This is a genomic window from Mesorhizobium sp. M7D.F.Ca.US.004.01.2.1, assembly GCF_003997785.1.
Taxonomy (GTDB): domain Bacteria; phylum Pseudomonadota; class Alphaproteobacteria; order Rhizobiales; family Rhizobiaceae; genus Mesorhizobium; species Mesorhizobium loti.
This window is the reverse complement of record NZ_RZRQ01000125.1, coordinates 1-10,848: the sequence shown is the minus strand read 5'-3', so window position 1 is coordinate 10,848 and position 10,848 is coordinate 1. Positions and strand designations below refer to the sequence as shown.

Here is a 10,848-nt window from a genome sequence, read left to right as displayed (position 1 = left end):
CGAAATCGGCGCTATGCAAATTAGAAAATCTAATACTTGGAACTTGCAGACTTCGCAGCAGGGCTGTCGGCCAATATCTCCAGAATACGCTTCCAGCGGGCGCAACGCCCGAAATCCTTTTGTTCTATCGCCTTTTCGGCCTTCATCGCGGCGTAAAGCGGCGCCTCGGCGCCAAACTCCTTGATCAGCCAATGCGCTTCCTGAATGGCCAGACGTTCATTCTCGTCAAACATGGCTTTCGGCCTCCGAACGTTCCACACCGACCGCGACGCAACTGCCGATGACGAGGACGGCTCCAACAATGGCCGTCATCGTCAGCCTTTCACCGGACAGGGTCAAAAGCAGGGTCGAAGCGATCGGCGTGAGATAGGCGACGACCGCGACCCTGCCACTGCCTTCAAGCTTCAAGGCGCGTGACCAGAAATAGTAGCCCAACCCCATCGGACCGGCGCCCAGATAGAGGCCGAGAGCCAGGTCCGTACCGACGGGCCAGGCGAAGCCGTCGCGAACGCACCACAGAAACGTCAAGGCGACGCCGATCAGCGCCGATGGCAGCAACAGACGATCCGGCGAGGTGGCAATCCGTCCCACCATGATCGAATAGAAGGCCATGCACAGTGCGGATCCGAATGCGGTGAGATAGCCGACGAGATCGCCCTGGAGCCAAGACTGGTTACGCCCTCCCGAAATCACCAGTGCAACGCCAATGAAGCCCACCACCGCGGCAAGGCCCAGCACTGCCGGGCGCCGCGGATTCTCCAAGGCGATGACCGCCGCCGCGACCATCAACGGCCAGGTATAGGCCATCAGATTGGCCTCGATCACCGGCATCGAAGCGAAGGCGATGTATTGCAGCACCATGGTGCCGACCAGACCAATGAAGCCGACCGCGAGAGAGATGAGCGCGGCCCCGGCCGTGACCGGCGCGGCTCTTTCCCGGCTCATCAGCCGGATGGCGGCGAAGACGAGTGCAGCGCCCGCAAATTGCAGGAACTGCACCTGGGACACCGGGTGGCTGGCCAGCAGGGATTTGCCGACCAGCGCATTGGTCGACCACAATGCAACCGCGCCGGCAGCGAAGACCAGCGCGGATATCGAGCCTGATCCATGCCGAAACAACCGGCATGGGACTCTATTTTGCTGTTCGACCATGATCCTGTCCGGAAACCGGTTCCCACTTTTCGGGATCATGGTTCATTACCATGATTCCCTGGCTCCGCCCGGAACCGACGCATCGACGGGGGCGGGTACCGGATGCTCTGCCTCGAACCGGCGATAGGCTGGCAGCTGGTTGGTCCAGACATCTTCGGCCAGCTCGTTGACCCACTCACGGTCGTGGTCGTTGTCGGCGGCGAGATAGAACATTCTATTATCGTCGACATAGGGTTTGGCCACCGAGCGCTGGTTGAGCACCAGTGTGACGCGCTCGCCGAACCGGATCGGGGCGGTGCGATGCAGGACGCCCAGGAACTGCCCGAGCGTCGCGTAGTTCATCTTGTGATCAATGCGCATGACACGGTTGCGCGGGATCTCGCGGCCGGATTCGAGGATGGCGCGGCCGGTTTCCGAGTCATCGCAGAAGATTTCGAGGTGGCCGCCGACCAGCGGGTTGCTGATCGACAGCGGAATGAGTTCGGTGACCGGAACGCCATCGCAATGCCATTCGACGGCGCCGTCCTTCGGATTCATGAAGGTAACCGTCGAGCCGACGATCGACAGCGGATAAGGCTCGAGCTTGGTGCCCATCATGTCGGACAGCCGCTCCAGGCGCAGCTTGTCATGCAGCAATTCCTTGATCTCGGGGATGAAACGGTCGGCCCCGGTGATGAAGGTCAGATCGAGGTGCTTGTGCACGGCGTGGCTGGCCTTGAGTTTCAGAGCAGCCTCCTCGATCGCGGCAAGCAGTGCCGGGTCATAGCCGTGCAGATATTGCGCGACGCCGAAACTCGACACTTTCCAGGCTGTCTCATGGCCGATAATGGCTTCACGGCTCATCGCATAGCGCAGTTCGGGGATTGTATGGGCGTTCATTGTACTTCTCCAGGAGGGGGGCAACACTTGGTGAACAGTCGATTAATTCACCCACCCCTGTAAAATTAGGAATGCTGGTGCTAGTGTAAGCCAAGCTTAAGGTCGAAACCGTGCGTCTGCTCAGTCAGGTCAACCTCAATTCGCTTAAAATCGTGGAGAGTGCTGCGAGGCACGGGAATTTCACGCGTGCCGGCGAAGAACAGTTTATCACCGCTTCAGCGGTCAGTCAGCGCGTGAAAAGTCTTGAGGATCAGCTGCGCTTCAAGATCTTCCAGCGTGGCGGCAATGCGGTGTCGCTGACGCCGGAGGGCGAGACCTATGTCTCGCGCGTTCGCGAGGCGCTGGAGCGAATCGTCGCCGCCAGCATGGAAGCGACCGGGCAATCGCAGGAACATGTGCTGAAGATATCGGTGCTGCCGACCTTTGCGGCACGCTGGCTGTTTCCGCGCCTACCACTGTTCCAGCGGCAATACCCGGACATCGAGATGCGCGTTTCGACCTCCTACGCGACGCATGAGTTCACAACCTCCGAGTTCGATCTTGAAATCCGCTATGGCGACGGTCACTTTAACGGGCTGCAATCCGATCTGCTGTTTCGGGAAGACCTGACGCCGGTGTGTAGCCGTAAGCTGTTCCGTGAGGTTCTCGGCGACACACCGCCGTCGAAGGTGACACCGGACGACCTCAGGCACTTCACGCTGCTGCATTCCGATACCTGCACGCAGAACTGGCAATCCTGGCTTGGTTTCGCCGGCGCCAGCTTCGTGCTCAGCGAGACCAAAAGCATCTATTTCGATTCGTGCATGATGTCCTATGAGGCGGCCAGTGCCGGGTTGGGGTTTGCCGTGGCCAATCGTGCCTATATGGCCAGCGATATCCGCGCCGAAAGGCTGGTGGCTCCCTTCGACGTGCACCACCCGAATACGGCGGGTTGGTATTTTGTCTCTCCCCCAAAGAGCCTTGCCGCTCGCAAGGTCCAGTTGTTCAAGCAGTGGGTGATGGCGGAAGCGGCTCTGACGCAGTGCCAGCTGGACAGCGAAATCAGCGGCGAGGCTTCGACGGCCGCCTGAATCTCGGGCAAGCATTTGGTTGTCTGCCGAGATTAGACCGGCAAGAAGCAAGTTGAGGCCTGCAGATTGGTGGCCTGATGTAGAGACGATGCTGCAGCACAAAATGTAGCGATAGTCCGCGCGGGGCCTTCAAACTTTCGGACTCACAACCGCCGAACGTCGCAGGGATCAGGCGAAAGCCCTGCCCTCTTCGGTGCGCTGGAAGAGCATCAGGTCCAACCCCAGGCTTGGCCGTCCCAGGATGGTCAGAATCGTATGCGCCTGGCCGCGATGGTGGGTCTGGTGGTTGAAGACATGATCCAGCGCCGGCGCCAGCCTTTGCGAGACCGTGCGCATGTCCGAGACGGTCATGTAGGTGAAGCGGCCCGTCAACGACTTCTCGCTGAGGCCGCCGACCCAATCGATGATCCTCCGGTCCTCGGCTTCACGCGCCATCCGCAGACCGGTCAGCCCGCGATGCAGGATAGCGTCCAGCGTCGTCGGCGCGTCGCCCTCGCCGGTGAAGCGCTTCATCCAGATGCGGTCGGCCGTTAGCAGGTGGTTGAGCGTGCCCATCATCGAGCCGAAGAAGGCACCTACATTGCGATTGAATTCCTCGTCGTCGAGCTCGGCGGCCGCATCGTAGATGCGGCCATTGGCCCATTGATTATAGGCCGCAAACATCATGAAATGCTGTCTCATGGCTTCCCCTCGGCTCGCGTCGATGCGGAGCCTACCTAACCCGCAGGAACGCCGCCGCCAATGACCATTCTGCTCTATTGTAGCGCGCAAAATCGTTTGGCACCTCCGCGCAACTTCACTTGGCACCAGATTGGTGGCGTTTAACGGCCTTTCAAAGGTCATTCTGGATCACGCGAGATACTGATCGCTGGCAGCTATGAAGCGGGTGAACTCGCGCTCGATCTCGGCCACGGCCTCGTCCTTTGCTGTTGGCTTGGCCCCGGTTGCCGTTCTGACGCATCAGCAGGGCGTCATGATAGTAGAGGCCCCAGTGCCAGGTGCCGGCAACGCGGCCGTGTTGGTTCTTCATGATCCGGCCGACGTCCTTGCCCATGAACGACGCCTCGAAGTCGTATGGTGGTGCCCGGCCGCCGATGACGGTTCGGCCCCACGACAACCGGACACGCGCGCCCCGATCTCGCGCGAACTTGAAGGCCTCGTGCCGCTGCTGGAAGGTCGCCAGCACCGTGGGGCTGTCGTCTACGACCTGGAAGCCTCGCTGGTAGGCAAAAACGGACGGTGAGACGATCTGCTGGCATCGAGCCGATATAGGCCAGCCCCTTGACGACTGCCAGAGATGCACCAGAATTCCAGCCTGGCGACGGGGATAGCGAATTTGCTCTGGTTCTCACCTACGGTTCCGGTCAGGACGACGCGCGTTGGCATGACGCGCGAGGTGAGCAGCGTCGAGGCGGCGGCCGAGGAGCTTCTCACCTGGGAGAAGCGGGGCGCTCCGTGGCGCAGGGCCGTCCAGGCGTGCATCGACGCTGGCGAGGGTCGGACCACAGCCGGGGAAGCTAGAAAGGCGTTCCTGGCCGCCGCCAAGGCGTGTGGCATGCTTCGCGGGAACCGGTAGACATTCACTGGTTGTTGACCTTGCGTGGTCATAATGCACGTCGGCAACGGGGAAATAGTAGTTTGGAACAGATATCAGGTACGCAAATCGCGTTCGCGGTGGTTGCGGCTCTTCTGGCCTATGTCGCGATCGAGACGGCCGCCTCGGCCTATGCTTCCCCGCAACCAGTCGTGATGGAACAGCCGGCGATGGTGCCTGTCTACGAATTGAGGCGGCAGCAGGAAGAACAGTGGCTCAAGTCCGGGTTCTGGCACAGGATCGTCTGAATTAACCGTTCGTGAACCATCGCCTTGCAGGGCTGCCCGCCGAGTGGTTCAATCGTCGACTGCTATCCGGGGGAGATTGCGGTGGACCTTGTTAGCCTCAAAATACTTTTGCTCTGCGTTCTGATCTTCGTTCCGCTTGAGCGCGTTCTTGCCCTGCGCCCGACGCAGAAGATCTTCCGCAAGGGGATCGTCAACGACGCGATCTATGCAATTTCTAACGGCCCCCTGGTCAACCTGGTGGGCGGCGTGTTGTTCGTGCCGGCTATCAGCGCGGCGATGCTGCTTGTGCCAGCGAGCGTAGCGCAGGCCGTCAGCGGGCAAGCCACATGGCTGCAGGTCATCGAGATCATCGTGCTGACCGACCTTGGCGTCTATGCCGCGCACCGGGCTTTTCATGCCGTCCCGGCACTGTGGCGCTTCCATTCGATCCACCACGGCGTCGAGGAGATGGATTGGCTGGCCGCGTTCCACAGCCATCCCGTCGACCAGATCATCACCAAGACCGTGTCTCTGCTGCCTGTGTTCCTGCTGGGATTTTCGACAGAGGCCTTCGCGATCTACTCCATAGTCTATCTCGGACATGGGGTGTTGATACACGCCAACGTCAGAATGAGTTTTGGGCCGCTCAAATATGTAATCGCCAGCCCCCAATTCCATCATTGGCATCACGCTAACGAGCGCATCGCCTATGACAAGAACTTCGCCGGCCAGCTGGCGATCATCGACGCGATCTTCGGCACGTTTCAGGTTCCGCCAGGGGCCGAGACACCGGTCAAATACGGTGTCGACGACCCGATCCCGGCGAATTATTTTGGCCAGATCGGCTATCCGTTTTTGCCGCGAAAAGCTGAAATTGAGACAGATCAGCCCCATGCGCTAAAGCCAGATGGCGGCGTCTGATTGAAGGCGCTGGCACCCAAGTTAACCGTGCCTTGATCGCCCGCTCCCGACAACGACAGGCCCGCGAAGAAACTTCCTGACGTCATTCCTGTCGGCAGGGCAATGCCGCCAACTCCGGTAGCCGGATCAGCTGATCCATTGTTGTTCCAGTTGCCGGCGCCTTTGCGGCACCAGAACAAATTGGCTCCCCGGTCGATCGCGATCGGAACGATGTTCCCTATCGTCAGTGCCCCAATCGACCCGGCTGAGGACCCGTTTTTATAGACGTTCCCGTCGTTATAGATCGCAATCCCGTTGGCATCTATGCCGAGAAGTGACGCCAACACAGCCGAGGAATTTCCAAACCCGGCACCAAAGAAGGAGCCAGAGCTATTCACGGTCCACTCAAAGTAGAGCTTCTCGCTGCCGCTATATGAGTTGGTCGTTTTGACAGTGCTGCTGCCTGCGCTCAGAGCCGTTGCGGTCAAGTTGATGTTCGACAGCGATATCGGGCCTGCCTTGTCAGCAGGGTTTAACATTCCGCCGACATGCACGAAGAACGAAGCCGCCAGGCCCCAGACCGCGTTGCTCAAAGCCAGCGTGGCCGCGACGTCGTTGGTGTCCGCGTTTTCCGTTGTCAGGAATGACTTTGATAGAACCTTCAGGAAACCCGATGTCGTGAGGTCATCCTGTGTCGGCGTGTCGATGCCGGAATAGGTGAGACCCAGCGTATCCGTTGCGCCAGCACGCGCATGAGCGAGAACGAAGCCGCCAGCGGCCACGGCAAGGTCACTCAAGGCCATTGACGTCGTGCCGCTGTCGAAGTTGGCAAGGACATCCAACAGGACCATGTTGGCCGTGGTCGTCTCATAGGCCGAGCCTACGCATGTCGTGCAGGCAGCGCTCGTGGTGATGACAAAGGTTGCAGCCACGCCGGCCGGAACGTCGGAGTAGTAGAGACCCTGGCGACCTGCAGTGGAACCAGGGCCGTCAGTGATACGCGTGGCCCCAACGCTGTTGTTGACCACGGACGTAATGTTGGTCGATGCACCGCCAACGGCGAAACCGAGAAAAACACGCCTAGCATAGCCGACTGTGCCGAACGACAGGATAAACGTCGTGGATGCCGCTGCGGTGTCGGCCTGTGTCGAGAGGAATGCGTAGATCGCGGAACCGCCACCGCCGCTCGCCGACCCGCCAAGCCCGCCGATAGCCGCGCCGATACCGGGGATCATGCGACGGCCTTCACCAGGCTGGCATAGGTCTTGCCGTTCGACATCACCTGATAGAACAGGAGATCCTTTGTGCCGGCGGGCGTCGACAGAACCGGATCAGTGCCACCGGCGAAGAGCCAGTCTGCATGGTAAGCCAGCGTGCGCGTGCCGGTGCCGTCCTGGATGATCTCGATGCAGCCAGACTGGCCGTTCTTCGGGTTGCTGGGAGCGCCCAGTGTGCGATTGCCAGCAAGCGTCACCTTAGCGTTCAAGAACGTAGCCATGTCGACGGCTATGGTGGCCGCGTCGGTCAGCGTTGCAGGATCGGCGGCCGTGAAGATAATGTCTGCCGTCAAGACCTTGTTCGACGTGGCGGCCTGCACTTGCGCCGCTGATGCCTTATCGACACTAAGCGTCCGATCGGCGGACAGATCGCCGCCGCCCGTCATGCCCGTGCCGGGGCTGATCGTTCGGGACGACGGCACCGTGCCGGACAAGACCATCTGTATGAAAGAGATCGCCGTGGTGTTGAGCGTGCCGCCCTTGTTTGCCGTGCAGAGCCACAAGGTATCGGCGTAGGTCGTGCCTTCCTCCACGACGATGATTGCCCCGGCGTGCTCGTCATATGTGTCGAAAGACGTGCTGCGGGCCGGGACGGCGCCAACGATGTAGATACCATTCTGCTCGGGCGCGGTTTGAACTGGGACCAGAACAGCGTCGCCATTCGCCAAGGTCACGCCATCAACGACATCACCGGCATTGAGCGCCGTCGAAATGGCGACATTGCCCGTCGTTTTGACGCGGACTTTTCCGCCGTTGCCGACTGTCGCCATCAGCGTATCGACATAGGTCTTGACCGCCTTCTGCGAAGCCACCTTGACATCGGAATTGGCACCAAGCGTGCCGTCCAGGTCGAGGTAGGAACTCGGGATGCCGGTCGTGATGATCAGATCCCACGTCGCGCCGTTGAACCTGACGTTCTCACCTTCGTCGAGCACATAGGCTCCCCACCCTTCTGTCGGCGTGACGTAGACCCATGCGCCGGCCTCTCGAAAGGCAATCTCGTCAGGATGCGCACCGGCCCCGTGCGGGACGATGTAGATGTCGCCGTCGGTAGCCCCGCCCGGCAAGGCTGTTACCCGCGAGAGCACGATCACCCTGGTCAGTGGCCAGAGGGCTCTTTCCAGAGAAGTCCCGGCTGCAGCGGGTGTCCCGATATCAATTGCCATGTCATGCTCCCAAGAAGAGGATTTCGCCGCCCAGCGTCAGCGGCACGCCATCCAGGACGAGCTCGTTTCCAACCAGAACTTCGATCTGATGCGCCTGCCATTCGCGGTGGCCGTCGCGCTCCGCGCCGACCCGGATGAAGCCGGACATGTTGCCACCGAACGAGGCGATCGGAACGGTGTAGTCGGTGCCGGAAAGGCCGCTATGCGTGGTGACGACGGTCGCTCCGGTGGGGTCCAGCACTTCGATGATCGCGGTCGCGCCGGCCTCCGGATCGACTGAAGCGTCCGTCCAGCCGAGCGGCGTCATCTCGGTCAGCCGGTTGCGTGTCGCCCACTCCACGAGGAACTCGGAAAGGCTGGGCGCATCGACCGGTCCATAGCGGTCACCTTCGACCGTCACGTTGGCCGGGCGCAGCGGCCTTATCGCCCTGCTGTCCATGACGACGCTGTCTGTCGGTGCTGCCGAGCGTTCAAGCGTGCCCAGGCCTGTCGTGGTCAGCAGCTTGACCGAGACCGTGTCGGCCGCCGAATAGGTCTCAAAATCGCTTAGCGAAAAGTCGTCGAAGAAGACGATCGCCCGGCCGGCGTCGTGGGCTTGCGGCACCGTGTCGAGGCAGCCGCGCGCGATCGTCATTGTGCCGCCGTCGACGGCGTCGATCCGGACAACCTCGGTGGCCTGCGGGCTCGGGCCGACGATCGCCGCCAGCGAGCCAATCGCGACGTCGTCCAGGTCATGGGCGGTGATGACGACGATCTCCGTGTCGTCTATCGCCAGCGCAGCGGCGAGGAAGCCGCCCGGCGCGAAATCGAGCGTGTCGACATCGGTGAAGCCCGAGCCGGCGTCGACATTGATGACGGCGTTGGCGGCATCCGCTGACGGCCTGGTCGCGGCGACCTGCATCAGACCCGCGTCCGGGTCGGCGGCCAGCGTGGCCGCAAGCTGCACGTCGCCGACCATCTGGCGCAGCTCGCGATAGGGCATCTCCCAGACCAGGCGGGGCGAGGCAGGCGCCGGGGCGCTGGAGGGGTTCTCCCAGTCCGACCCCGAGCTGTCGGCCATCACGGCGGCGCCCAGGTTGAAGACGTCCTGCAGGAACTTCAGCCCGATCGCATTGCTGCGGCCATCGCCGAAACCGGGGTCGACGGCGCGCATGACCTCGCCGGAAAGCCCGTGGCGCTCGCTGACCAGCCGGAAGGGTTCGCCGGGCTCCATGTCCTCCAGTGTTCTCTTGACCTTCAGCCGCCCCGAAGCCATGCCCGCGCCGAGCGAAAGGACATCGCGCGTCCCCGCTCGCACCGCGAGCTCGCGAGTGTTTATGCCGGGATACTCCCGTGTCGCCTGGATGACCTCCTGCGCCTGCATCGCCTGGGCGTTGTTGGTGACGATGTGCGAGCCATCCTTGCGCGATGCCCGGTCGTAGAATTTGACGTTGACCGAACTGACCGCCTCGGCCGGCTGCCGGCGAACCACCTCGGTCCATTCGACGACGTCGTCTTCGGTGACGACCCTGATCGTGTCGATGTCGTAGTCCTTGCGGATCGGCTTCAGCTTGTATTTGCCAGTCGTGCGCGAGAGGAAGACGTAGGCGTCGGCATGGCTCTGGATGACGGTGACGAACTCCTGGATCTGCTCCTCGCGATACCATTTGAGCGACAGGCCGAAACGCTCGGCATAAAAGGTGTCGGCCGCCGCCCTGAAGCTTTCGTCGTCGATGTCGCCGTCGTGGTAACCCATGCCCCACGTCGCATCGGTCAGGCATTCACGGATGATGTGGGCCGGGTTCATGTCGAACGCGATCGTCGAAGCAACGAACCAGAACACCGACTTCACGCTCGATCCTGGGATCAGGAGGCCGCCGTGCTTGGCGTTGAAGCCGTATGGCGGCTGGCTGGGCTGGAAACCGGCTTTGTCGACGAAGTTGGTTTCCTCGACTTTGATCGTGTAGTCGATCGAAAGGTCGTGGACGAGGATGGCGTAGACCCTCTTGACCGAGGAATTGGAATATAGGCCAATCCGTCCAGGACCAAGGTTGATACGCTTCGCTGACAGGGAGCCGACACCTCCCATGTCGGGATTGCCCGACGACATCCGCTTCATCGTGGCGAGATCGGGCGTATAGACGAAAAGGTCCGAATTCGCGCAGACGATCAGGACCTCGTCGGTGTCCTCAAGATAGGAGCAGTTGCGGATCGAAGCGGTCAGGCCGGGCGGGGTAACGCGGTTCTCGGCAAAGGCGGCCGTCCACGGGATCATGACGATTTCGGTCGGTGCCGTCTCGTCGGGAACCCCATAGAAGAATGACTTACCCATCGCTAAGGTTCTGACGGGCTCCGTGCCCGAATGCTTCCACTCGATCGACCAGGAGCCGGTCTTCTTGATGAGCACCCACATCAAGGCAAAGGCCTCCAGAAGGACCATTGCATAGCGATCGCCGTCGACTTCCAGGTCGACCATCCTGAAGCCGGAGTTGTAATTGACAGCACCGTCAGAGGACGTCGTCAGGGGAAGCGTCTGTTCGAGCGACCCGGTCGATGCGGAATAGAACTTCAGGAAGGTGTCGCTGCCGATCAATTCCCCCTGGC

At 61.2% G+C, this 10,848-nt stretch carries 12 protein-coding genes; 5 read left to right on the top strand and 7 right to left on the bottom strand.

Going from position 1 to position 10,848, the window contains the following annotated elements; translation table 11 throughout:
• Positions 1-29: 29 nt before the first annotated feature.
• Genes EN993_RS18160 through EN993_RS37055 form a run of 3 tightly spaced genes read right to left on the bottom strand, consistent with a single transcriptional unit; the run spans position 30 to position 2,031 of the window.
• The gene (locus EN993_RS18160) at positions 30-233 is read right to left on the bottom strand and encodes a hypothetical protein (protein WP_109662914.1); all 204 of its coding nucleotides are present in this window, start codon (positions 231-233) and stop codon (positions 30-32) included.
• Positions 226-1,152, bottom strand: coding sequence for a DMT family transporter (locus EN993_RS18155; RefSeq protein WP_126068619.1), 927 nt, complete (start codon positions 1,150-1,152; stop codon positions 226-228). Before EN993_RS18155 ends, EN993_RS18160 begins: the two co-directional genes overlap by 8 nt.
• A 45-nt stretch (positions 1,153-1,197) precedes the next feature.
• Positions 1,198-2,031: a hypothetical protein gene (locus tag EN993_RS37055; RefSeq protein ID WP_164757705.1), complete on the bottom strand. Its 834-nt coding sequence runs from the start codon at positions 2,029-2,031 to the stop codon at positions 1,198-1,200.
• A 110-nt stretch (positions 2,032-2,141) separates the two neighbouring features.
• On the opposite strand from EN993_RS37055, the gene EN993_RS18140 reads away from it, so the two are divergent.
• On the top strand, positions 2,142-3,101 hold the full coding sequence (locus tag EN993_RS18140) for a LysR substrate-binding domain-containing protein (protein WP_109662910.1): 960 nt from the start codon (positions 2,142-2,144) through the stop codon (positions 3,099-3,101).
• A gap of 168 nt (positions 3,102-3,269) precedes the next feature.
• On the opposite strand, the gene EN993_RS18135 is transcribed toward EN993_RS18140, so the two are convergent.
• On the bottom strand, positions 3,270-3,782 hold the full coding sequence (locus EN993_RS18135) for a DinB family protein (protein WP_126068618.1): 513 nt from the start codon (positions 3,780-3,782) through the stop codon (positions 3,270-3,272).
• Positions 3,783-3,978: 196 nt separating this feature from the next.
• Here EN993_RS18135 and EN993_RS18130 point away from each other — a divergent pair, with 196 nt between their 5' ends.
• From EN993_RS18130 to EN993_RS18115, 4 genes are all read left to right on the top strand, one after another.
• Complete coding sequence (locus tag EN993_RS18130) at positions 3,979-4,344, top strand: hypothetical protein (RefSeq protein WP_127264471.1); 366 nt, start codon at positions 3,979-3,981, stop codon at positions 4,342-4,344.
• 54 nt (positions 4,345-4,398) lie between these two features.
• Positions 4,399-4,677, top strand: coding sequence for a DUF982 domain-containing protein (locus EN993_RS18125; protein ID WP_127264470.1), 279 nt, complete (start codon positions 4,399-4,401; stop codon positions 4,675-4,677).
• 62 nt (positions 4,678-4,739) lie between these two features.
• Entirely contained in the window at positions 4,740-4,943 is a 204-nt protein-coding gene (locus EN993_RS18120) for a hypothetical protein (RefSeq protein ID WP_127264469.1), read from the top strand.
• 24 nt (positions 4,944-4,967) lie between these two features.
• The gene (locus EN993_RS18115) at positions 4,968-5,843 is read left to right on the top strand and encodes a sterol desaturase family protein (protein ID WP_245468890.1); all 876 of its coding nucleotides are present in this window, start codon (positions 4,968-4,970) and stop codon (positions 5,841-5,843) included.
• On the opposite strand, the gene EN993_RS18110 is transcribed toward EN993_RS18115, so the two are convergent.
• From EN993_RS18110 to EN993_RS18100, 3 genes are all read right to left on the bottom strand, one after another.
• A complete protein-coding gene (locus EN993_RS18110) occupies positions 5,807-7,057 on the bottom strand; it encodes a hypothetical protein (protein WP_127264468.1) in 1,251 nt (416 codons plus the stop codon). The two genes, EN993_RS18115 and EN993_RS18110, sit on opposite strands and share 37 nt — an antisense overlap.
• Positions 7,054-8,265: a DUF2793 domain-containing protein gene (locus EN993_RS18105; RefSeq protein WP_127264467.1), complete on the bottom strand. Its 1,212-nt coding sequence runs from the start codon at positions 8,263-8,265 to the stop codon at positions 7,054-7,056. The genes EN993_RS18110 and EN993_RS18105 overlap by 4 nt, the downstream gene beginning before the upstream one ends.
• Position 8,266: 1 nt before the next feature.
• Positions 8,267-10,848: phage tail protein (locus EN993_RS18100; protein ID WP_206532384.1), on the bottom strand; the 2,582-nt coding region annotated here is incomplete at its 5' end.

Excerpts from the sequence above, each read along its gene's own strand:
- EN993_RS18160 (WP_109662914.1), bottom strand. The coding sequence starts at position 233 with ATGTTTGACGAGAATGAACGTCTGGCCATTCAGGAAGCGCATTGGCTG.
- EN993_RS18155 (WP_126068619.1), bottom strand. The coding sequence starts at position 1,152 with ATGGTCGAACAGCAAAATAGAGTCCCATGCCGGTTGTTTCGGCATGGA.
- EN993_RS37055 (WP_164757705.1), bottom strand. The coding sequence starts at position 2,031 with ATGAACGCCCATACAATCCCCGAACTGCGCTATGCGATGAGCCGTGAA.
- EN993_RS18135 (WP_126068618.1), bottom strand. The coding sequence starts at position 3,782 with ATGAGACAGCATTTCATGATGTTTGCGGCCTATAATCAATGGGCCAAT.
- EN993_RS18130 (WP_127264471.1), top strand. The coding sequence starts at position 3,979 with ATGAAGCGGGTGAACTCGCGCTCGATCTCGGCCACGGCCTCGTCCTTT.
- EN993_RS18125 (WP_127264470.1), top strand. The coding sequence starts at position 4,399 with ATGCACCAGAATTCCAGCCTGGCGACGGGGATAGCGAATTTGCTCTGG.
- EN993_RS18110 (WP_127264468.1), bottom strand. The coding sequence starts at position 7,057 with ATGATCCCCGGTATCGGCGCGGCTATCGGCGGGCTTGGCGGGTCGGCG.
- EN993_RS18105 (WP_127264467.1), bottom strand. The coding sequence starts at position 8,265 with ATGGCAATTGATATCGGGACACCCGCTGCAGCCGGGACTTCTCTGGAA.